The following is a 20,010-nucleotide window of genomic DNA, read 5'->3' as shown; positions in this document are numbered from 1 at the left end:
TCGGTGGCGCAGCGGGGCACGGAGCGGACGAGGGCACCACGTACGCCTCGAGGCATCGGGCGTTGGGCGACATCGCCAAGGGACAAGGGCGGGCGCAGAGGCTCCTTCGCGCCCGCCGCGAACTGCGAGCGTGACCGGCGGTTCACACGTCGGCCCAGTCGAGCTGAGTGCGGACCTCAGGTGGCAGCACGCCCTCCTGGCCGTTCTCGGCAAGGTAGACAGCGCCGTCCGGGCCGCTGATCTCGATGACGCGACCGATACGGTGGGCCTGGGGCCAGTCCGGGTTGACAGCGAGGTACGCGGGGAGATCCGGGTCGACTGCCTGGAGCTGGTGGATCAGTTGGCGAACGGTGATCTCGCGAGGCAAGAGAGACTCCTTGGTTGGTGAAGCGGGGCGGTCGGCGTAGGTCAGACGCAGGCGCAGCAGCGGCTGGGGAAGGCGATGAGTGCCGCGAGGAATCCGGCCACGGCCTGGGCCGGGACACTCGACCCGAAAGTCTGGCTCCATGCCACCCGGCCGTCGGCTCCTTTGACCTGGATGTGCCACAACTCCCCGCGCGTGGCCTCCTCGGTCTCGGGAAGGAACCCGACGTACACACGCTGGTCGGGGCTGGAGCAGTGGACGTTGGCGGAGAGGTCGGGGATGACGTCCCACCCCTGGCCTTTGAGGAGGTCGATGACTGGGCCCGCACAGTGACAGTCGAGCAGCCACTCGCGGTCGCCGAGTGCCGGGTGACGAGGTGCGGCGGGGACATGGGACGGGGCGATGACAGAAAGCGTCACGATTAACAAACCCTTCGTTGACCTGCGGTTTTTCGAAGCGGTCGTACGTTGACATGCTCCAGGAGCAGGTCTCCAGTCCTTCCCGGGGATGGGAGTCTGCCGTGGGCGAACTGGCTGCGGCGGCGCCCGCAGGTGATCACTCGGGGGAATGGATCGGTCGCCCCGGGAGCTGTTTCCGGGGCGACCGATGGAAGGCGGGCAGAGCGGCGTGCTGAATCAGGAGATGGGTACGTACGACGAGACCGTGGATGACGCGGTAGCGGCGTCCGTGGGTCGATCCCGCATGGCGGACGGCAGACGGATCAATCTGACCGTCGAGGCGCTGGCGGAGGCGGTCGGCGCTGGCGGGGGCGAACTCACCTGGAGCGTCGCAGGGCCGGCGTGAGCTAACGGCGGCTCGTGGAACTGCCGGGCTGGTGGTGCAGGGAGCTGCTGCCCGGCCGGTGTCCGGCACCCGTAGGGACGCCCGCGACCGCTGCGGTTGAGCGGTCGCGAGCGACCTCCACTCGCGTCGTGGCCGACGGTGCCAGTGAGCGTGAGAGGCCGTCGGCGCGGGCTGGCGTTCACGAGCGCGCCGCCGCGGCCCGCCGTTGGTGGGCGGGCCGGGCCGGCGGGACGGCACTGAGGCTGCCCGGGGTTGCGGATGCCGCCGGTGTGCGGCGGACGAGGTGACCTCCGTGTGAGCGGGCGCGCGCGGCTGTGGCACGCCTGACGTCCAGCGGAGTTGGAACCGGGGGAGGCACGGGGCGTGTCCGGGCGGTGCTGCGGTTGCGCTGCGGGATTTCGACCTCGTAGCGAAGCACAGGGCTGAGGTCGGCCAGGCGGGCGGTGGTCGCCGCGATCAGATCGACGGGGACGGCAGAGGTGAACGTGGCATACCAGCGTGAGCTGTACCCGTCCTGGCCGCCCCAGAGCAGCCAGCGGTCCTGGTCGCCACGGAGTTCGGCGTGTCGATCCAGGATCCCGCCCCTGTAGGTGAGGCCGGCGAGTCCGTCGGGCGCGGTGAAGAGGGTGGTGAGCCGCCAGCTCCCCCGTTTCCAGCCAGCACCTTCCAGGGGCCGAAAGCCTTCCTCCGCCGGGCGACGAGGGCCGGTCCAGACGGTGTCCGGATCCTCGGCGTAGCTGGTGGCGATGGCGGAGGTGAAGGCGGTCACCAACTCCGTCGGCGTGTTGGAGTCGAAGGTGGCCAGCCAGTCGGGCGGCCCGAACGGGTCGTGGTGGGCTGCGACCTTCCACAAGGTGTTGTCCGGGCCCTCGGGCAGGAAACCGAGCCGGACATGCTGATCGGGGGAGGAGACGTAGACGTTCGCCAGCTCGTCGCTCTGCAGCGTGAAGCCGTGGTCGAGGAGTGGTTGCATCGCCGGGTCGCCGATGGTGGTGGAGCCGGCGAGGTACAGCGGGGCCACGTAGACGTCGCCATCGAGCGTGCGTGCGGGCATGCGGGAATCTCCGGGTATGGGCTGCGGCCGTCAGCGCTGACGGCGGGAACGACCGTGGGTGGCGAGTGGTGCCGACGGGATTGCGGCCTCCGCCTCGGGGGCGGGCGCATGGGCGGCGTACGGCCGGCGGGCCAGGGCCGCCTGGGCCCGAGGGCGAGCTGTCGGCTTGGCGAGGCGTACGTGCACCAGGTCGCGGTGGCGCTCGGGTACCTCGTCGGCGAAACGCGGCACGGCGTTGGGGCTGGTGAGAGCTGCGGCGGCAGCGGTACGCAGGTGCTGTGGGGTGCTGCCACTGAAGAAGGCCCGCCAACTCGGCGCGTGGACGGGGTCGATGCCGCCGGACAGGCGCCACATGGACTTCTCCGGCGTTAGCAGCTCGGTGTGCTCGTCGAGCCATCCGCTGCGCGTGCGCAGGGCCGTGCGGTTGTCCGGCGAGACGATCCAGTACGGCCGACTTCCGTGCACTGGCTCCCAGTCGCTGCGAAGCAGTACGTCCTCGGGGCCGAGGCCGGTGTGGTGCCTGCCGCCGCCGAGGTAGTCCCGGAAGTGGTTGGGCAGGCCGTCGACGAGCGTTTCGGTGAAGGCAGCGACGATCTCCTGGGGCGTGCTGCGGTCGAAGGTGGTGATCCAGTCCGGAACGCCGAGTGGGTCCTCGGCGTAGGTGATCGTCCAGCCGCCGTATTGGCTCTCGACGGGGTTGGCGATACGGACTCGCTGGCACGGGCTGGCGTAGTACGCGTCCGTGCCGAAGGCGACGGCCTTCGTCCACCCGGCGGCGTTGTCGAGGATGCTGAAGACGGCCTCCCTCGTTCCGGGGCCCGCGAGGTGGACTGGCGCGACGAGAACCTCGGTATTCGGGGCGAGATCGCCGAGGTCGAGTGGTGGCATGGGGAAGTGCCTCCGGGCTGTGTCGGATGAGGAGCTGGGCGTCATGGCCGGCGGCGCGCTCGCGGCGGAGCGGTGGGGGCGGCGGGGGTCGGCGAACCGGCGTGTTCCGGAGCTGCGCTCCCGCGCGGGGACCGGGACCGTGCCGCCTGGGCACGGCGGCCGTGAAGCGGCGCTGTCCCGGCGGATGCCTCGCGTTCGCGGTCCAGTCGGTGAGCCGCAGTGCGGTACGCGGCCTGGTCCTGGCGCTCCCCGACGGCCAGGAGGTAGATCTCCCGGCGGTGCTGCGAGGACGCCGGCGCGTCGCGGTACCGGATGACCATGCGCCAGCGGGTCTCCGGATCGACGTAGATCTTGTGGCAGCCCGCGAGCTCGCGGGTCAGCGCCGCACCACGTTCGTTCCCGTGGACCAGGTGCTGCAGCTCCAGCAGGGCCAGGTCGCGGATTCGATCCGGGACCGAGCGCAGGTCGGCCAGGGCCTCGGGGTGGGCCGCGAAGGCGTACCGCGCCCGGCTCACCGCGCACCCCGGCCGGAGCGCGGTACGGAAAGAAACGCCGGTCGTGGAGCCGTGACAGGCGCCGGGGGGACCGCGAGGCCGTCGGTTCCGGCGAGCAGCGAGCGAGTGCGGGCGGCCAGGGCCCTGTGGACGCTCTCCAGGGCCGGGGCCGGGCCCATCGGGAGGGGAGCGTCGCGGTCCATGGCCCAGGCGTCCGCTGCCTCGACGCTGGTGAAGGCCCCTTCGCGCACCGTGTAGGAGCGGAAGTCCTTGGCCGTCTCCTCGAGGAAGAGGCGGTAGGGGGCGTGCGCGGAGGCCGGGTGGCTGTCGTGGACGAGAGTGCGCACCTCGCTGCCGAAGTCGAAGGAGCCCGGGTTGTCGGTGTGGTGGTCGATCACCTCGTACCGGCCGCCGGGGTTGCTCCGGAGTAGGTCCTCCAGCCGCGAGGTGAGCGCGTCTGCCGGGCGTGGCCCATGGTTGCTGGTCGGCACGGCGGCCTCCGGCGGACAGCCCCGGCGGGTGAGCCAGTTCTGCGCGAGCGGCACGACGGGAACACGCTCGTAGTCGAAGGCGAACGTTCGCTGCTCGACGTCACGGGTGAGGTGGAGCGCGACGTACTCCGCCGTGCCGGGCGCGTCCCAGATGGCCGCCCGGTCGTAGAACAGCAGGTAGCTGTCATGTCCGTCGGCGCTGTGGTGCTCGGCGAGGGGGACGAACATGTCGTCCGAGAGCGTGACCGAGGAGAAGTCCTCCTCGATTCGCTCGGTGGCTGCTTCGAAGCCGTCGATCCGGTAGTCCGGCGCCTGGGTTTCGTATGTGTCGGTCACGTCAGGCTCCCGCAGGCTCGGGCGAGGCCAGGAGCCGGTGGTTGGGGCGGGTCGGGCTGGTGGTGCACGCGCCGAACGGGCCGTCGGGCGTGCGGAGTTGGAGCAGAGTCGGGTCGAGGTGGTCGCGGTGCCACGTCGAGGGGCCGGTGAGGCCGGCCTCGACGTCGGTGAGCTGCTGCCAGGCGAGCCACAGGGCGTGCAGCCGGGCGACGGCCTCGGGATGCTCCTGCCACTGCTGGCACCACGGGCGGCCGGTGGTGATCTCCCGCCCATAGACCGGCAGGAGCAGGTCGTGCACCCAGCTCGTCAGCGCCGCGAGCTCCTCGACGTACGCCTTGCCATCGAGCGCCAGGATGAAGATGGACGCCGGGCCCTCCTGCGAGCTGCCCGGCTCGGCCGCCGCCGACGCGGCGACCGAGCCCTCTCCGCCACCGTGCTCGGCTCCGCCGCCCTCGTCGTCCGAAGGCGGGACGTCGTCGGTGAGCCGTGCGAGCGTCTCGCCCTGTTTACGGCTCTCCGCGACCAGCCTGGCGACCGTGGAGACCAGGTCGTCCAGGTCGTGGTCCGGCACGCGTATCGGCGCGCTCTCCTGAGCGGGTTCAGCCATCGCTACCCCTCCGCAAGATCGGGTGGTTGGGGTGGCGAGGATCCGGAGAAATCCGGGTTTGGCCCGGCCGGAAATCCGGTGTAGAAGCCGCCCTTCACCGGGAGCCGTGACGGCCACAGAGCGGGACCGGCGGAGCGAGGATCTCCAGCGCGCGAGATGCCTGTTGCGGCACGACTCCGTTGCCCAGAGCGGCCAGTTGGGCGGGGCGTCCCAGTCCCGGAGTGGCCGTCACCCAGCCTGGTTCAAGCCCTTGCATCCACTCCACGAACGGCGGGCTGAGGCGCCCCGCCTCGTCGGTGGGCCGGGGTGCCGGGCGCGTTGCCAACTCCCATCGGGCGATGGCGGCGGCGTATGGTCCCCACGTTCCCTGTCCGTCGACGGGTGAGGGGCGAACAAGGGAAGCACCACTGCCGAGAGCGGGGGCCGGAAGCCCGCGCCCGGTCGGCGTCCGGGAGTGCCGGTGTCGCTCGCCCGTGGGGTCGGCAGCAATCGGGCCGCCGCCGAGGGCAGCGTCAGGTCCCCGTTCCCGTGACGCTGGTTGGGTGACCCCTTGGTGCCGTCCGACGCCTTCGGCGTCGGCAACAACCACTCCACCTCGTCCGCCAGATTCGGACCGTGCCCGCCCTGTTTCCTCTTTGTCGGGTGCTGACTGCCGCCGTTCGTCGCCAGGTTGCTCGTCGGCGTCTTCAACAGATGCGGTCCGCCGGGCGGGCCAGGCGACGAGGAAGATCCGCTCGCGACGGTGCGGAGCTCCGACATCAGAGGCGCGAAGCACGCACCAGCGCGCATCGAACCCGAGGTCGGCCAAGGAGCCGAGTACGGCACCGAGTGCGCGCACAGCAGGCTGGCCTGCGGTGTCTCCCAGACACCACGGGCAGGGTTCCACGTCGCCAGGGGAACCGGCGGGGGAGGTGAGGAGTCCTCGGACATTCTCGATGACCACCAGGCACGGGTTGAGGGCTTCGATGGCACGGACGATGTGCAACCACAGGCCGGACCGGGTGCCATCAGCCAGTCCGGCGCGACGGCCGGCGACCGAGACGTCTTTGACAGGGGAACCCGGCCGTCAGGACGCACACCTCCGGGACTTCGGCCCAGTTCACGGCCGTGATGTCGCCGAGGTTCGGCACGGTCGGCCAGTGCCGGGACAGGATCCGGGCCGGGCCCGGATCGACCTCGGCGTGCCAGGCGACCGTGCCGCCGAGGACGGCCTGCACGCCGAGATCCAGGCCGCCGTACCCGGAGCACAGGCTCCCGATCGACGGCTGGTGCGGCGCCACCGGAAAGTCAGCGCACACGGCGGGACACCGGCATGTAGGCGAGACGGATCGGCTCGGTCGCGGGCAGCTTGGCCGGTAGGCGGTAGATCGAGTGCGCTGGGCGTGCTGAGCGGCTCAGCGCGGCGAGGATACGAGGCGGCGTGCCATCGATCCGGTCGGCAGCGTGCCGCAGAGTGACGAAGGCTTCTTGCAGCGAGTCCACGGTGAGGTCCAGCCGGTCCTGCGCGACGTTGAAAGCGGCCCGGCGGGCGTCATGAAGGTCCGCCGTCGCTGGGGCCTCCGCGTACCTGCGTAGGAATCCGAGCTGCTCGAAGGCTTCGGTGTAGTTGGTCACGGCCCGTCCCGCCGGGGCGGACGCGCTGGTGTACGCGGCGATGACCGGGCCGAAGTCGAGTCCCGGGTCGTTGTCGCTGGCGCGGAAGAGGACCTCGTCGGACAGCTCCTTCACCAGCCCCGTCAGCGCGGCGAGGTGGTGGGACGCGGTGACGAGGTCAGGCAGGGAGCTCGTTGTGTACGACCCGACAATCTCGTGGCGGGCCTCCTCGAACTCTCGTGCCACTGCGTACAGTTCGTCCTTCTCCAGGCCGGCGCGGCCGGTGTGGTCGGTCATGACGGACTCCGAAGGTTGTGGCGGGAGGGAAGCGCGGCGCAGGAGGCCGCGACCGGCGCCGCGGGGGCCGCCGCATCCGCGAGGCGGCTGCGAGCACGGGCGGCGTCGATACGGGCGGCAGGAGGCGGCGCACCGGGACGGCTTGCCGGCCGCCGCTGCTCGGGTTCGGCTTCGCGCGCGAGGCGCAGTCGGCGGCGCACGTCGTCCAGCGGGCCGAGCGCGTGCAGGGCGTAGCCGATGAGCTGCCCGGGCGCGAGCGCGTCGCGGTTGGCCAGGGCGCCGATCTGCCGGGCCGCGAGGGCGGCCGTGCGGACGAGGGAGGCGTGGACGACCTGCTCGCCGAAGTGCTCGGCGGACCCACCCACGAGCGGATCGCAGATCCGCATCACACGCTCGGTGTCGAGCGTCCCGTCTGCGAGGGTGCCGCGACGCTGGGTCTCCCACAGCACGGTCAGCTGGTCGATGGGTTCGCCGCGATGGTGCAGGGACCCCAGCGCGCGGTAGAGCTGCTGATGGCCCGGGTCGGCGAAGTCGCCGGGGCGGAGCCACCGCACCAGGCCGAGCAGCTGCTCGGGGCGGGCGGCGAGGCAGCCGAGGAGGAACGCCTCGTCGGCGAGGACCTGCTCGCCCACCGGCTGCGGGCGCTCGGCCTGGGGTGCGTACGGGGCGGGCGGCTGCACGGGACGTGCCTCGGTGCCCCAGCCGTGCGCCAGGTCGGCGAGTACGTCGGTCAGGACCTGGGCATGGTGCAGCGTCTCCTCCACCGTGCCGCCCCGGCCGTCGGCGAGCGCGGCCTGGTGGAGGCGGGCGGCGTGCTGGGCCACGCTGCGATGGATGGCCCCCTCCAGGACCATCCGCCCGTACACCGGGGCGTGGTCCGGGCGCGGGCACGTCGACGCGAGGGAGTGCAGATACGAGGCGGTGAGCCCGCGGGTCCGCGTGCTCGCCTCCCGCAGCGTGTCGGTCACCCAGGCCAGCGGGACGGGGAAGCCGGCCGTTGTGGCTGCTGCCGGGTGACCGTCGGCCTTGAGCTGGAGCATCGCGGCGTAGATCGCCGTGTGCACGGGACGGGAGAAGTGTTCCGGGCGCAGCCAGGGCGAGAGCCTGTCGAGTTGGCAGGGCTCCAGGAAGATCGCGCCCAGCACGGCCTGCTCGGCGTGGACGAGCGGAGTCACGATCGCGCCTTCCGCGCAGGCTTGCCCTGGGCGCGGATCTCAGCGACCGCGTGGTCGGCCGCCGCCAGATCGGCGGCGAAGCGGTCCAGTTCACCCGTGAAGGCGGGGTCCGAGGCGAGCAGGGAGCCGGACGGAGACACGAGCCACCAGTCGGCCCCGCGCCGTACGACGGGTGTGCCGGCGAGGCGCTCGGACCGGCGGATCGAAGCCCAGGACGGGGCGGGGTGGGACATGGGAGTACCTCAAGGAGATGGGGGCGAAGGCCCAGGGACGCGACGGTTGGGGGCGTGCACCGTTGCGTCTCGCCAGCCGGGCACCTGGCAGCACCGCGGTCATGCGGCCGGACCGAAGTCGTCTCGGCGCAGGCTCTTGGCCAGCGCGCGCTCGGTGATCGCCGCGGTCGCCGTGGCGGACGCGGCGCCGAGCCGGTCGGCGTCCGGCTCCTGGTACCAGGGCTTGAGGTAGAGGAGCGCGGGGCGGATGCCGGTGGCCAGCAGCAGCGCGGAACCCTTGCGCAGGGCGCGGATCGCGTCCGCCGGCAGCACGCGCTCCTGACGCATGGAGACCGAGGTGGACTTGCCCGACTCGCTGGTGGACACCGAGACCGTACGGACGTCGTGGTCGCCCACCAGGCGGCTGAGCTTGTCCGCGAAGTCGGCGTCGTCGATGCCCGAGCCGACGAGCTTGATCGTCGCGGCGGACCACAGGGCGTCCATCCCGGCCTCGCCCCAGACCCGGACGCCCTGGCGGTAGGACTGCAGGATCGTGATCGGGATGACACCCCGGGAGCCGAGGTGCGAGTACAGGTCCGGCAAGTCGGCGATCTTGCACACGTTGGCGGCCTCGTCGAGGATCGCGAGCAGCGGGGCGTCGAGCCGCCCGCCGTCGCGCTCGGCCTGGATGACGGCCGCGCGCATCACCGCGTCGGCAGCGGCGGCGATGATCGCCGAGGCGGAGCCGCCGCCGTCCTTCGACAGCAGGAACAGGGTGTCCTTGCTGGTGGCGAACGCCTCCGGCTTGAACTCGCGGATCTTGCCGAGGCCGCTGGGCGGCGTGACCCAGGCGGCGATGGCCGGGTCGAGCAGGCAGCTCGCGTACTGCCGCGCGGTTTCGAAGATGCCGTCGCGCGTCTCGACGGCGCCGGCCACGGTGCCCTGGAGCTGGGCGGCGACCGCGTCGAGTCCGGCGTCCTGGAGCAGGTCGATGGGCGAGCGGTCGGCCGGTGAGGCGAGCCAGGCCAGGACGTCGGTGATCGGCCGCCGGTCGCGGGCGGCGGCGAGGAACAGCGCGGTGAGCGTGTTCGCGGCGGCGGTGGACCAGAAGTCGCCCGCGTTCGATTCGTCCACGGAGGCGGTCACGAAGTGGCCGGCCAGACGGCGGGCTCCGGCGAGATCGCGGGCGTCGGCGAGGATGTCCCACCACATCGTCTGTGGCGCGTGGGCGATCTGCTGCGGATCGAGCGTCCATACCGTGCCGACTTCGGCGCGGGCCGCGAGCGTGGCGGTGTAGGCGTCGCGGGCCGCCTTGTTGGAGGTCAGCAGCACCGGTCCGGGCGCGCGCAGGATTGCCGGGATCGCCAGGCCGGAGGTCTTTCCGGACCGGGGTGCCATGATCGCCAGGATCACGTCCTCCCACGAGGAGCGGACCTCGCGCGCGCCGGGCGTGAGCGTGCCGAGCAGGACGCCGCGGTCGTCGGGGTCGACGTCCTTGGGCTTGGTGCCCTTGAGGCTTGGACGGAGGTCGATCGCCTTGGCCGCGATCTTCTTGGGCATCAGGTCGGCCAGGTCACGCTGGTCGGCCAGCCCCTTGGGGTTGCGGCGCAACCGCAGCCACACCTTCGCGCCGAGCAGCGCGGCGGCCAGGAGGACGAGTGCGGGCAGGACGTAGCAGGCGCCGACGAGGACCGGCTGTGGAAGGTGCGGCCAGACCTCGTGGGGGTGGAGCAGCGCGTCGGTGGGTTCGTACGGAGCCCAGGGGCCGGAGCTGGTGAGGGTGTTGGCGCTGTTGCCGAACAACCAGGCCAGCGTCCCGGCCCCCGTGCCGAGGCCGGCGACGGACAGCATCAGGTACAGCAGGAAGTCGGTGCCGGTGGTGGTCGAGGGTGTGCTGGTGCGTGCAGGAGACAAAGCGCGGTCCCGTTACGTGGTGCGAGAGGGGCGATGGGCTGGGGTCGGCGGGTTCTTCTGGTGATCACGAGGGGCTCCTAACGGCTGCGGTGGGCGGAGGTGGAGGAAGCCGCGGGCGGCGCGGCCGGGGCCGTGGTGTCCGGGCGCGCCGGTGCCGCGCCCGGGCCGACGGTCGGAGAGGACGACGTGGCCGCCCCACTGATCCGCTGCCGCCGGATCTCGTCCCGTACGGCGGTGACGGCTTCCACGGAGACCAGGTCCTCCGCGACGTTCGCGTCGAAGCCCCGGGCACGCAGGAGGCACGCGGCACGCGTGGCGCGCCGCGCTTGTTCCTCCTCGGACAGTCCCTCGGGGAGCTGGTGCCAGACGTAGTGCGGCGGGACGGTCTTCTTCACGAAGCCGCACGCGACAAGCACCTCGTGGGCGCGCGGGTCGCCGCAGTCGGCGATCACCTCGTTGCTGAACGGCTTGCGGTAAATCTCGACGTCGGTTCCGTACTCTTCGTGCAGGAAGGACACGCAACGGCCTTTCTGATGAGGCGGATTGGTCAGCGCGTTCGGTTCGGCCTGGACGCGGGCGGTGGAGCGGCAGCGGACGCCTCGGGCGTGATGGCGGACGTTCCCGCGCGCTGGGTGGCCGGGGCGGTCGCGTAGTAGTTGGCGACTCGCGCCTGCCAGCTCGGCTTCGCCGGCCGATTGAGTGCCCGCAGTTGGTCGGCGGCGTCGTGCAGGTCTTCGCCGAGGTCGGTGAGCGTCGCTGCGGCTTCAGCGAAGTCGTAGGACAGATCCCAACCGGCGTCGGTCTCGGATGCCTTGGCCTGTTCGGCGGCGGCTTCGAAGAACTCGCTGAGGCGGACGAGCACACCATCGTGGGGGTCCAGGACGTGCTCGGTGAGGTCGGCCGCAGTCTCGTACGTCTCCGCGCCGTTGAGTTCGTCGGTCAGCCGCAGGACCTGGTGGCCGTGGACGTGTTTGCCCTGGGGGTCGGAGGGCGTGGTGAGGGGGCCCACGTGCAGATCGGGACCGAGGTCGACGCGGTAGCCGACGGCGGTGAGCATGCGGGCCGCGTGGCTAGCCATCTGGTTCTCGCGGGCTTCGCCCATGTCCCAGGGCAGGCGATACCAGAAGGACCGGGGCGTCGTCTCGATGACGAAGCCCGCGCGCTTGAGGAGTGTGGTGGCGAGTTCGTCTCCGCCTTCGGCGGTGACATTGCCGGTCGGATGGCGTGTGATGACGACGTCGGGCGGGGTGGGCATCGCAGGGGGTCCGTTCAGAAGTGGGGGTTCTCGGTCGGCCGGTCGCTCGCGGAGGCGGCGTCCAGCAGCTCGGGCAGGTCCGCGGGGTCGGCATCGCGCTGATCGAGCCACCAGCCGGCGCGGGTCAGCGGCCGTACGGCGTTCTCGATGGCCTCCCACTCCGCTTCGCTCGTGGTTCCCTCGACGACGAGCGCGGTGTACGCGGAGGAGACGAGCTGGTGGCGACAGCGGGTGGCCCAGGCGACCGCGCGGTCGGTGCCGTCCAGCGGGGGCATGCGGTACTGCTCGGACCACGCCTCGGCCTCGGCCTGCTCGGTCACCCTCTGCTTCGCGAGCCACTCGGCCGTGGCCTCGGTGTCCTCCCGGCGGAAGGCTCGCCAGCAGTCGGCGCAGTCCCGGCCGGCGAGCCAGCGGGCGTATCCGGCACGGCGGTCGGCCGGACGGTCGGAGAGATCGGCCTCGGCGGTGTGACCGCAGGCGTGGTCGATGGTCCAGAACTTCTTCACGGCCATGAGCCGGACTCCTTGAACGTCGGAAAGGGCGGATCAGCGCGTACGAATCGGGGCGGTCGGCGTGGCCTGGAGGCGCGGCACCGGCTCGTTCTGCGGCTTCGGGGCGTTGGCCGGGCGGTTGGGGGACGACGCCATGGCGGCGCGCGCTCGCGCGGTGTGCGTCACCCGGAGCCACTCCTGCCGCTCGGGCAGCGGCACCTCGGCCAGGGGCGGGGCGTTCTCGGGGGTCACGTCGGGCATGACGGCCAGTTCGAGCTGGGCGCCGACGAGTTGGTCGCCGAGGAAGGCGACGTGATGGGCGATGTTGCGCAGATGAAGGCCCAGCTCGTGACCGTTCGGAGTGTCGAGCCGCTCACACCAGGCGGCGGCCGTGTCGATGAACTCCTCCAGGTCGAGCACGACGCCGTGGTGTTCGTCGAGGATCTCGCCTAGGACCTCGGAGACGTCCGCCGCGCGACGCAGCTCGTGCAGTTCGCCGGTCAGCGCAGTCAGGGACTGGCCGGGCCGTGTCGCCCGCGCCGGGACACCATCCGGAGTCGGGACCGGCGGCGGGATCATGATCCTTGGATCGGCTGCGACGGACAGACCGGCGTCCTGGAATTCGCGGGTCGCCCTGGCCACGGTCCGTACCGCCGTGTTGTGGGGAGTGTTGTCCGCCAGCAGGTAGACCTCGAGGTACTCGCTGTAGCGGAAGTGGTGCTTGCGCAGGACCTCGTCGAGGAACGGTCGGGCGTCCGCGACGGCGGCGGCCACCCCGTAGTCGGGGTGCATTCCGAACGCGACGTCCGGTTCGAGTTGCAGAGTCATCGCGCGGGCTCCTTGCTGGGTGCGGTCTAGCGGGTGCGGACCGGCTGCGGGGTGGAGGTGGCAGGGCGGTACTCGACGGCGACGCCGGGCTGCCGCGCCGGCATCGCGGTCGCGCGGGCCGGAGAGATGGCGGTGGCGGCCTCGGACCTGCGCCGCTGGGCCGAGGCCGCCACCGTTGAGGCGGAAGGTTTCTCCAGCCGCTCCAGGAGGCCCTGGCCCGTGCCGATCCGGGTATGGGGCTGGAGGTCGTACGCGACATCGGCTTTGACGCTGTACTGCGCGGCCCGCAGGGACTGGACCGCCTGCGCCCCGCGCCGTACTGGGTCACGCTGCGGATCGGTCAGCCCGTACAGCGTGCTGCCGGGCAGCCGCTCGAAGCCGACGAGCCGCAGGATGTGCTCGGCGACGTGGTTGTCGTGCGACGTCGCCGCCACGACGCCGTACTGGTCGTGATGGCCGACGGTGATGTGCGGACGTGTTTCCGCCACGAAGATGCACCTCGCAGAGGTCGGGGCCGTGCGGAGGACGAGGATGCGGCCGAAGGCGGATTTGGTGTGGCCTTGGATTCGCGCTAGTCAGCGTGAGCGCGGCGGCCTGCTGGAGTTGAAGAAGCGGGGAGCCGACGGACCGGCGTTCTTCTCGATCGCCGCGGTGATCTGGCGAGCGGCCTGTGGTGACCAGGAGAGGGCAGCCTCGGCGCGTGTCGACCGGACCGGCTGCGCACGGAGCGGTCGGGTCAGTGGCGCGGGCGGCGCCTTGTCGGCGCGCGCGATGTCGATGAGGACGCCGGCGTTGTCCATCCAGGTCAGGGAGTAGTGCCAGCCCTCGGCGTTGCGCATGGCCACGGCGTCCGCGAACACCGCCTTCGAGCGAGGATGGTCGGGCAGGAGCGCCTCGGCGACCACCTGGAACTCGGCCTGCACCCGGGCGCCGCCGTCCAGTGCCTCGCGCAAGGCACGGAGCCGGTACGCCCAGCGCCCGGCCGTACGCTCCGCGGGATCAAGGAGAGGAAGCTTTTCCTCGGCGTGCGCGACCAGGGTGGGACCGTGCTCGAGGAAGGGAGCGAACTGCGCCCACATTTCCGCGTCCCGTACCTGTTGGCGCAGGCCGTACCGCTCGTCGAGCGGCCAGTGATCGGCATCGACCAGGCTGTCCGAGACCGCGTCCCATTCGGCCAGAACGCGCTGGCCGGCAGCCACCGACTTGGCGACTTGGCTGAGCCGGGTCTCGCGGACGGCCTCCTGGTACCGAGGCAGCAGGCGGGTTGTCACTCGGAAGGCCGCTCGCACCGGGTCGGTGCTCACGACGATGCCGTTAGGTGTCCTCGTGGTGGTCTCGAACCCGCTGCCTCGTGGCTCGAACGCGGCGACCAGGAACTCGTGCTTGCGCAGGGGGCGGTCGGTGACCAGGAGCTCGATGCCAGAGTCACTGGTGAGTACGGCGCTTCGATGTGTGGTGAATTCGGAGAGGGCCCAGCTGACGTGGCCGTAATCCCATACCCGTTCGCTGAGCGGGAGCTGGCCTTCCTCTGCAACGTGTTCGTGGACGGCGGAAGTCCAGGAGCCGGGGAGTCGGCCCGACAGTTCCTCGGCGAACTCCGCGAGATCGGCCCGCGAGTCCGGCCGGCGCGGTGACGGCGTCGGAGGGTGCGCGGGCTCTGAACCACGGGGCGGCGCCGGGTTGGTGGGCATGGGGCCGTCGAGCGAGGCGTCGTCGATGGCGACGTAGTGGCTGGCCACAGCGCTGTAGAGCTGCTGAAGTGTCGCCCGGACCTCGTCCGGACGGCTGTCGCCGAGGACATAGGCGAAGTCGGGATGCCCGGTGGAGAAGCCGGCATCGAGCAACAGCCGGTGCGCGGAGCCGAAGTCGTCGTGGACGGTGGAGGCGGTGAGGCCGAGCTGGGGGTGCTTGCCCAGCGTGATCCATGCCAGCTCAGCCATGGCGGGTCTCGCTCTCGTCGTGCGCGTCGGGGCGCCGGTCGGTCCCTCGCTGTGTCGCGTCCACGGGATCGCACGGGCTGGGGGTTACGGAGGCATGGCCGTGTGCGGTGTGGGCGCGAGCGGCGTCGGCGTAGAGCTGGACGAGGCGGCGCAGGCCGCGACGGATGGTGCGCTTCAGGTGCATGGCGGGGCGGCTTTCTGTGCGGAGGGCGTGATGTGACGACGGGCGAGGGGGAGCCGGGGCGGCGCGTGCTGGCTCCCCGGGGCGTGAGCGGGAGCGGACGGCTCAGGTATGCATCCGGGCGTCCGTGTCGAACAGCTCGCGCTCGTGCGGGTGGAGCAGATGTTGAGTGATGAACGACCGGCCTGCGACCTTCCACAGGCCGCGTCCCTTGGTGAGGGCGGAGACGGCCTGGGTCTCGACGCCGGTGAGGCCCAGCAGGGCGGCGGCGGAGCCGAGTTGGTCGGCTTCCTGGCGGTAGATGATGCGGGTGGAGCAGTCGGTGAGCAGGCCCTCGGCGAGGGCGCGGCCCCGGGAGCCGGCGTCGCCCGCGGTGAGCAGGTCGCTGAGGCGGTGGATGACCATCATGTTGGCGATGCCGAGCCCTCGGCTGAGCTTCCACTGGCTCTGCATCCGTTCCAGCAGGGCGACGTGCCGCATCACGCGCCATGCCTCGTCGTAGATCACCCAGCGCCGTCCGCCGGTCGGGTCGGAGAGGGCGGACTCCATCCACGCGGAGGCGCAGGTCATCGCCAGGACGAGTGCTGTGTCGTCGCCGGCGCCGCCGAGCCGGGACAGGTCGATGGAGAGCATCGGCGCTCCGGGGTCGAAGGCCACGGTGCTCGGCGCGTCGAACATGCCGGCCAGGTCGCCATGGACGAGGCGCCGCAGTGCGTGGGCCAGGTCCTCGGCCGCCCGTCCGAGGCGTCCGGACAGGTCACCAAGTGCGGCGTCGAGCCGCTCGGGCGCGCCGAGCACGTACGCGACGTCGCCGAGCAGCGGGGTGGTGCCGACGGCCCCGGCGTGGGCGACTGCCTGGTCGAGTGCCACGTCGAGGGCGGTGTGCTCCATCGGGTGCAGGTCACGCCGCAGAACGGTCTTCGCGAGCGAGCCGAGGAGCAGCAGGCGCCGCTTGCGGACCTCGCCGGCCCAGTCCTCCTCGCTGACGCCGTACGGCCTGGCGGGGGCGTCCAGCGGATTCAGCCGGCCGGGAAGACCGGGGCCGAGGGCGATGGTCTGCCCGCCCAGCGCCTGGGCGACCACGGTCCATTCGCCCTTGGGGTCGCACGGCACGTAGATGCGGTAGCCGAAGGCGACGGCGCGCACGGCGAGGGACTTGGCCAGGGCGGACTTGCCCATCCCGATGATCCCGGCGAGCAGGATGTTCGGGTTCGTGAAGCCGTCGAGCCGCCCGTACAGCGCGAACGGGTCGTAGGTGAAGGCGGCCTCCGCGTGCACGTCGCGGCCCACATAGATGCCCTGGGCGCCCAGACCGCCCTCGGCGAGGAAGGGGTAGGCGCCGGACGCGGTGGCGGTGGTCATCCGGTGGGCGGGGAGCTTGAGCCGGCCGCCGCGGGCGGAGGCGGGACCCGGTCGGCCGGCGGCCGGGTAGGTGGCGCGCAGCTCGGGATCGATGCCGGTCGCGGTGCGGCGGGCTTCAGGCCGGGCGGCGTGGCGGGCCTTGTCGCGGGCGGCAGCGAACTGGTCGCGAGCGGCGCGGGCCGTGCGACGGTCGGTCTGGCGGGGGACGAACAGCGGACTGGCGCTGGCGCGGGTGGTTCGGGTGGGCATGGCGGTGGTGCTCCGGTGGTCAGTGGCGGATCAGGCCGGTGAACGGGTCGCGCAGGTCGGCCGGGGTGTGGTCACGGCGGACGCGGGCGGCGGTGGCCAGGTGGCGCTGGCACATGGTGAGGTCGGGTGCGCCCTCGGGAAGGCGGGCCCGGCACGCCTCCCGCGTGGGGAGGCGGCCGGTGACTCGCTGCGGGGCCGCGTGATAGGCGGCGTGGAGGTGCTCGGCTGCCTGCCACAGCCGGACACGGGAGGCCCTCAGGTGATCGCCCTCGACGCCGGCCACCGGGGCGGTCCGCGCGGTGTGCGCATCCAGCAGCCCGTACAGGGCGACCAGGTGGGCGTGCAGGGAGTCCAGTTCGGTGCGGCTGGCGGCGACCGGGGCGACGGGCATGTTGATGGCCCGGTGGAAGTCGAGCGCGGCGGTGGCGAACGGGACAAAGTCCGAAGCCAGTTCGGGCAGGGGCTCGGTCGGCATGGGGTGCCCTTCGGTAGAGCGCGGTCGGTGGTGCTGGGCCGCGCTACGGGCGAGCGAGCGGCAGAGCGGCGTTGGTGAAGGCTTCGGCCTGCTGCCAGGTCAGCAGGCGCAGGTCGATGAGGGCGGCGACGGCCGCGGTCTCGACGGCGGCGCAGGCGGCGTTGAGCTCCTCGCGGGTGTCCGCGCTCACGGTGAGCAGGCCGGTGAGGGCGACGTCGGCGTGTCCGGCGATGAGCTGGCGCTCGCGCTGCTTGATGTCGGCGTACTCGACCGAGTCCTCCTCGGAGTCGACCTGGCCCTTGCGGGCCCGCTCGGCGGCGTCCGCGATCACGGTGGCCTTCTTGCGCTGTACGTCCTTCAGGGCGGCGTCCAGCCCCTTGGGCTCGTAGGTCAGCGAGAGGGTGCGGCGCACGCCGGTGGTGAACAGGAGCTGGTGGAGGAAGCCGGGGCTGGTCTCGATGCGCGGCCAGTTCTCGATCCAGAACGTGGCGTGGTGGGCCGAGTCGGTCTGGATACGGTCGGCCTTCTCGACCAGGACGACCGGTCCGGCGGCAGCGGGGTGGGCCTGCGGACGGCCCGAGTCGGACCACCGGTCGAGGCCAGCCGACGCCTTGGGGTCGTACGCGGTACGGATCACGGCGGCGATCTCGCGCGCGGGCAGCCAGCCATTCGGTGTGAGCCCGGAGGTACGGGCGGACTGGTCGAAGGAGGAGGCGAGCTGGGCCAGTACGGCGAAGGCTCCGGTGAGTCCGCCGCCGGCCTGGTTGATCAGGCGGCGGGCGGCCTTGAGGTCGAGGGCGAGGGCGACGTACGCCTCGTGCGGGGCGGCGGCGGGGCCTGCGGCGGCCAGCAGGTCGCCGTAGATCGGACCGGCGAGCGGGGTCTGGGCGTTGCCGTGCTCCTGCCAGTAGCGGTTGAGCGCGTCGCCGGAGTCGGGGACCGTGCGCTCCAGCACCTGGACGCGGGCGATGTGCCCGCTGCGCGAGAGCGCGGCCAGCGTGCGGCCCCAGCCGGAGACGTTGCCCGCCTGCGCGGCCGGGTCGAGCAGGGCGAAGGCGCGGGAGGAGACCTTCACCACGGCCGTGAGGGTGCCGTGGTGCGGATCGTGCACCGCGCCGAGGCAGCCGTCCGATGAGGACACCACCCGCAGGGACGCGGCCGTGCCGGGCAGGTGGAGCAGACCCTCTCGCCGTGGCCGGGTGGACGGCCGGGCGAGCCAGACCAGCTGCCCCCGGAAGCGGCGCAGCGCGTATCGGATCGCGATCGGCGCCCAGTCGGCGAGCGCCCGTCCGCGGTGGCGGATGAAGACCGCCGCGAGGACGACGGCCCACAGCGGTACGAGCTTGAGCGCCCCGGTCACACCGGAGGTGAGCAGCACCCCGAGCAGGAGCAGACCGCAGACCGCGACGACGATCAGCTGAGGGGCCGACAGGCCGAGCAGCACGCCCCGCCGCGAGCGGTGAGGGAACTTGACGGTGTCCGGACCGTCGGGGTGAGAAGCGTCAGAGAGCATGGCGAAGCCGTCCTTGGAACATGAGGAGAAGGAAGAAGAGGAAGACGGGGTGGGCCGGGCGGGCCTCGGCCCACCCCGTCAGCTCCGGGCTACGAGCCCGAGCGGTCCGCTGGCCCGGGATAGATCCACCGCTGCGGGGTGACGCCACCCTGCGGAGGAGGACCGCTGCGCCGCGGTGCCGGCGGGTCCAGGTGCGTGACCTGCGGCGCAAAGACCGAGGCGCCCTGTGGCGTAGGTCCGGAGACCGCTGGCGCCGAGTCGGCTGCCGGGCTCTCACCGGGGCGCTGGATGAGCGGGACTCCGCGGTCGCCGTCCGTGGGAGGACGGCGGATCAGCGCCCGGCCCTTGTCGCCGGTCGCACTCGGATCCTCACCGAAGCGGAAGTGGGTCTGCTTCGGCTCGGTGTCACCGCCGGATCCGCCGGTCGGGTCGATCCCGGAGGCGACGCCACCGGAGCCCTGGCCTGGCACCTTCGCCGGCCCCTGCGGAGCACGCATCCCCGTGCCGGCCTGCACAGCGAGCTGCCCCGCGGTCTTCGCCGCACCCGCGGCGACCGCCATACCCGCGACACCGGTGCGGTGCAGATCGTCGTGGCCGCCGCCATCGGCCGCCCAGTGCACGAACTTGTACGTGGCGTAGGGGCAGAGCAGCACCAGGACCATCACGACGATGCCCGCGATCGCGTCCGACAGGGCGCTCAGCCCGTCGCTCGCGTCGGTCTTGCCCATGGCGGAGACACCCAGCAGGAACACGATCGTCATCAGGAGCTTGGAGACGATCAGGGTGCTGGTCGCCTCGATCCAGCCGCGCCGCCAGCGCCGCGCGACCTCCCAGCCGCCGCCGGCCCCGGCGAACACGGCCAGGGTGACCAGGACCAGGATGCCGACCTTGCGGGCGACCATCACCGCCCAGTAGAGGAAGGCGCCCACCGCGCAGCCGAGTGCGACGATGGCGGGGACGCCCCAGCCCAGGCTGTACATCGCCCCCAACTCGTTGACCTTGATGATGCGGCGTACCGCGTCGTCCACGGAGCTGTTGGCGGCCTTGAACAGGCCGGCGCTGAGCGCGTCGACCACAGTGATCGCGACGGTGGTGCAGGCGATCGCGGCGAACGCGAACAGGACGCCGGCCACTGTTCCGTACACCGCCTGAGCGAGGGCACGTTCGTCCCGGCGCCAGGCGGCGCGGGTGAGCTGGAGGCAGAACGTGCCGACGGTGAGGATGAGGCCGATGGGCAGGATCAGCTCGTAGTTGCTCCTGAACCACTCGGCGTTGAGATCGATGGCGGTGGTCTTGTCGACGGCCTTCGAGGCCAGGTCAGCTGCGGCCTGGGCCATCTCGCCCATCGACTTGGCGATCCAGGCACCGATGCCGTCCGTGACGGCTTCGCCGGTCGCGCCGACGACACCGCCTACGGTGTCGCAGACCGTACTCATCAGAGGAAGGTCGCAAGCCCCCATGAGGGCACCTCCTTACACAGGTTGAGG

The 20,010-nt window shown here is 71.9% G+C and carries 25 protein-coding genes; 1 reads left to right on the top strand and 24 read right to left on the bottom strand.

What is annotated here, in order from left to right; all coding sequences use genetic code 11:
* Window positions 1-142: 142 nt before the first annotated feature.
* A complete protein-coding gene (locus tag AC5K6T_RS20630) occupies window positions 143-367 on the bottom strand; it encodes a hypothetical protein (protein WP_493211114.1) in 225 nt (74 codons plus the stop codon).
* Window positions 368-408: 41 nt separating this feature from the next.
* Entirely contained in the window at window positions 409-783 is a 375-nt protein-coding gene (locus AC5K6T_RS20625; RefSeq protein WP_493211112.1) for an SPDY domain-containing protein, read from the bottom strand.
* 208 nt (window positions 784-991) lie between these two features.
* Here AC5K6T_RS20625 and AC5K6T_RS20620 point away from each other — a divergent pair, with 208 nt between their 5' ends.
* Window positions 992-1,168, top strand: a complete 177-nt coding sequence (locus tag AC5K6T_RS20620; protein ID WP_493211110.1) for a hypothetical protein — start codon at window positions 992-994, stop codon at window positions 1,166-1,168.
* 178 nt (window positions 1,169-1,346) lie between these two features.
* Here AC5K6T_RS20620 and AC5K6T_RS20615 read toward each other — a convergent pair whose 3' ends face one another.
* The 22 genes from AC5K6T_RS20615 to AC5K6T_RS20510 form a co-directional block, all read right to left on the bottom strand.
* A complete protein-coding gene (locus tag AC5K6T_RS20615; RefSeq protein WP_493211108.1) occupies window positions 1,347-2,222 on the bottom strand; it encodes an SPDY domain-containing protein in 876 nt (291 codons plus the stop codon).
* A 30-nt stretch (window positions 2,223-2,252) separates the two neighbouring features.
* Window positions 2,253-3,110 carry an SPDY domain-containing protein gene (locus AC5K6T_RS20610; protein ID WP_493211106.1) on the bottom strand — a complete coding sequence of 286 codons (858 nt, stop codon included), beginning with the start codon at window positions 3,108-3,110 and terminating at the stop codon, window positions 2,253-2,255.
* 41 nt (window positions 3,111-3,151) lie between these two features.
* Entirely contained in the window at window positions 3,152-3,625 is a 474-nt protein-coding gene (locus tag AC5K6T_RS20605) for a hypothetical protein (RefSeq protein ID WP_493211104.1), read from the bottom strand.
* The gene (locus AC5K6T_RS20600; protein WP_493211102.1) at window positions 3,622-4,431 is read right to left on the bottom strand and encodes a hypothetical protein; all 810 of its coding nucleotides are present in this window, start codon (window positions 4,429-4,431) and stop codon (window positions 3,622-3,624) included. The genes AC5K6T_RS20605 and AC5K6T_RS20600 overlap by 4 nt, the downstream gene beginning before the upstream one ends.
* A gap of 1 nt (window position 4,432) precedes the next feature.
* On the bottom strand, window positions 4,433-5,038 hold the full coding sequence (locus AC5K6T_RS20595; RefSeq protein ID WP_493211100.1) for a DUF4913 domain-containing protein: 606 nt from the start codon (window positions 5,036-5,038) through the stop codon (window positions 4,433-4,435).
* Between the two features lie 94 nt (window positions 5,039-5,132).
* Window positions 5,133-6,053 (bottom strand): DNA cytosine methyltransferase, encoded by a 921-nt coding sequence (locus AC5K6T_RS20590; RefSeq protein ID WP_493212148.1) that lies wholly within the window; start codon window positions 6,051-6,053, stop codon window positions 5,133-5,135.
* Window positions 6,046-6,336, bottom strand: a complete 291-nt coding sequence (locus tag AC5K6T_RS20585; RefSeq protein WP_493211098.1) for a DNA cytosine methyltransferase — start codon at window positions 6,334-6,336, stop codon at window positions 6,046-6,048. The genes AC5K6T_RS20590 and AC5K6T_RS20585 overlap by 8 nt, the downstream gene beginning before the upstream one ends.
* Complete coding sequence (locus AC5K6T_RS20580; protein ID WP_493211096.1) at window positions 6,326-6,928, bottom strand: hypothetical protein; 603 nt, start codon at window positions 6,926-6,928, stop codon at window positions 6,326-6,328. The genes AC5K6T_RS20585 and AC5K6T_RS20580 overlap by 11 nt, the downstream gene beginning before the upstream one ends.
* Entirely contained in the window at window positions 6,925-8,103 is a 1,179-nt protein-coding gene (locus AC5K6T_RS20575; protein WP_493211094.1) for a DnaB-like helicase N-terminal domain-containing protein, read from the bottom strand. The genes AC5K6T_RS20580 and AC5K6T_RS20575 overlap by 4 nt, the downstream gene beginning before the upstream one ends.
* The gene (locus AC5K6T_RS20570; RefSeq protein WP_493211092.1) at window positions 8,100-8,336 is read right to left on the bottom strand and encodes a hypothetical protein; all 237 of its coding nucleotides are present in this window, start codon (window positions 8,334-8,336) and stop codon (window positions 8,100-8,102) included. Before AC5K6T_RS20570 ends, AC5K6T_RS20575 begins: the two co-directional genes overlap by 4 nt.
* A 99-nt stretch (window positions 8,337-8,435) precedes the next feature.
* A complete protein-coding gene (locus AC5K6T_RS20565) occupies window positions 8,436-10,229 on the bottom strand; it encodes a type IV secretory system conjugative DNA transfer family protein (RefSeq protein ID WP_493211090.1) in 1,794 nt (597 codons plus the stop codon).
* A 77-nt stretch (window positions 10,230-10,306) separates the two neighbouring features.
* On the bottom strand, window positions 10,307-10,747 hold the full coding sequence (locus AC5K6T_RS20560) for a hypothetical protein (protein ID WP_493211088.1): 441 nt from the start codon (window positions 10,745-10,747) through the stop codon (window positions 10,307-10,309).
* Between the two features lie 29 nt (window positions 10,748-10,776).
* A complete protein-coding gene (locus tag AC5K6T_RS20555) occupies window positions 10,777-11,484 on the bottom strand; it encodes a hypothetical protein (protein ID WP_493211086.1) in 708 nt (235 codons plus the stop codon).
* A 14-nt stretch (window positions 11,485-11,498) separates the two neighbouring features.
* Entirely contained in the window at window positions 11,499-11,996 is a 498-nt protein-coding gene (locus AC5K6T_RS20550; RefSeq protein ID WP_493211084.1) for a hypothetical protein, read from the bottom strand.
* A 33-nt stretch (window positions 11,997-12,029) separates the two neighbouring features.
* Window positions 12,030-12,803 (bottom strand): hypothetical protein, encoded by a 774-nt coding sequence (locus AC5K6T_RS20545; protein WP_493211082.1) that lies wholly within the window; start codon window positions 12,801-12,803, stop codon window positions 12,030-12,032.
* Between the two features lie 26 nt (window positions 12,804-12,829).
* Window positions 12,830-13,291: a hypothetical protein gene (locus AC5K6T_RS20540; RefSeq protein WP_493211080.1), complete on the bottom strand. Its 462-nt coding sequence runs from the start codon at window positions 13,289-13,291 to the stop codon at window positions 12,830-12,832.
* An 87-nt stretch (window positions 13,292-13,378) separates the two neighbouring features.
* The gene (locus AC5K6T_RS20535; protein WP_493211078.1) at window positions 13,379-14,743 is read right to left on the bottom strand and encodes a hypothetical protein; all 1,365 of its coding nucleotides are present in this window, start codon (window positions 14,741-14,743) and stop codon (window positions 13,379-13,381) included.
* Window positions 14,736-14,927 carry a hypothetical protein gene (locus AC5K6T_RS20530; RefSeq protein ID WP_493211076.1) on the bottom strand — a complete coding sequence of 64 codons (192 nt, stop codon included), beginning with the start codon at window positions 14,925-14,927 and terminating at the stop codon, window positions 14,736-14,738. Before AC5K6T_RS20530 ends, AC5K6T_RS20535 begins: the two co-directional genes overlap by 8 nt.
* Window positions 14,928-15,029: 102 nt before the next feature.
* On the bottom strand, window positions 15,030-16,535 hold the full coding sequence (locus AC5K6T_RS20525; protein ID WP_493211074.1) for a putative type IV secretion/conjugal transfer ATPase: 1,506 nt from the start codon (window positions 16,533-16,535) through the stop codon (window positions 15,030-15,032).
* Window positions 16,536-16,554: 19 nt separating this feature from the next.
* Window positions 16,555-17,010 (bottom strand): DUF6238 family protein, encoded by a 456-nt coding sequence (locus AC5K6T_RS20520; protein ID WP_493211072.1) that lies wholly within the window; start codon window positions 17,008-17,010, stop codon window positions 16,555-16,557.
* 43 nt (window positions 17,011-17,053) lie between these two features.
* Window positions 17,054-18,523 (bottom strand): SCO6880 family protein, encoded by a 1,470-nt coding sequence (locus AC5K6T_RS20515; protein ID WP_493211070.1) that lies wholly within the window; start codon window positions 18,521-18,523, stop codon window positions 17,054-17,056.
* Between the two features lie 89 nt (window positions 18,524-18,612).
* The gene (locus AC5K6T_RS20510; protein ID WP_493211068.1) at window positions 18,613-19,983 is read right to left on the bottom strand and encodes an SCO6881 family protein; all 1,371 of its coding nucleotides are present in this window, start codon (window positions 19,981-19,983) and stop codon (window positions 18,613-18,615) included.
* Window positions 19,984-20,010: the final 27 nt, after the last annotated feature.

The organism is Streptomyces sp. B8-7, from assembly GCF_058833805.1.
The sequence above is the reverse complement of the archived record's forward strand: the minus strand, read 5'-3'. Positions and strand labels throughout refer to the sequence as shown.

Bases quoted from the DNA above. Each gene is read 5' to 3' on its own strand.
- AC5K6T_RS20515 (WP_493211070.1), bottom strand. From the start codon at position 18,523: ATGCTCTCTGACGCTTCTCACCCCGACGGTCCGGACACCGTCAAGTTC.
- AC5K6T_RS20595 (WP_493211100.1), bottom strand. From the start codon at position 5,038: ATGGCTGAACCCGCTCAGGAGAGCGCGCCGATACGCGTGCCGGACCAC.
- AC5K6T_RS20535 (WP_493211078.1), bottom strand. From the start codon at position 14,743: ATGGCTGAGCTGGCATGGATCACGCTGGGCAAGCACCCCCAGCTCGGC.
- AC5K6T_RS20545 (WP_493211082.1), bottom strand. From the start codon at position 12,803: ATGACTCTGCAACTCGAACCGGACGTCGCGTTCGGAATGCACCCCGAC.
- AC5K6T_RS20510 (WP_493211068.1), bottom strand. From the start codon at position 19,983: ATGGGGGCTTGCGACCTTCCTCTGATGAGTACGGTCTGCGACACCGTA.
- AC5K6T_RS20550 (WP_493211084.1), bottom strand. From the start codon at position 11,996: ATGGCCGTGAAGAAGTTCTGGACCATCGACCACGCCTGCGGTCACACC.
- AC5K6T_RS20615 (WP_493211108.1), bottom strand. From the start codon at position 2,222: ATGCCCGCACGCACGCTCGATGGCGACGTCTACGTGGCCCCGCTGTAC.
- AC5K6T_RS20580 (WP_493211096.1), bottom strand. From the start codon at position 6,928: ATGACCGACCACACCGGCCGCGCCGGCCTGGAGAAGGACGAACTGTAC.
- AC5K6T_RS20525 (WP_493211074.1), bottom strand. From the start codon at position 16,535: ATGCCCACCCGAACCACCCGCGCCAGCGCCAGTCCGCTGTTCGTCCCC.
- AC5K6T_RS20610 (WP_493211106.1), bottom strand. From the start codon at position 3,110: ATGCCACCACTCGACCTCGGCGATCTCGCCCCGAATACCGAGGTTCTC.
- AC5K6T_RS20570 (WP_493211092.1), bottom strand. From the start codon at position 8,336: ATGTCCCACCCCGCCCCGTCCTGGGCTTCGATCCGCCGGTCCGAGCGC.
- AC5K6T_RS20555 (WP_493211086.1), bottom strand. From the start codon at position 11,484: ATGCCCACCCCGCCCGACGTCGTCATCACACGCCATCCGACCGGCAAT.
- AC5K6T_RS20530 (WP_493211076.1), bottom strand. From the start codon at position 14,927: ATGCACCTGAAGCGCACCATCCGTCGCGGCCTGCGCCGCCTCGTCCAG.
- AC5K6T_RS20520 (WP_493211072.1), bottom strand. From the start codon at position 17,010: ATGCCGACCGAGCCCCTGCCCGAACTGGCTTCGGACTTTGTCCCGTTC.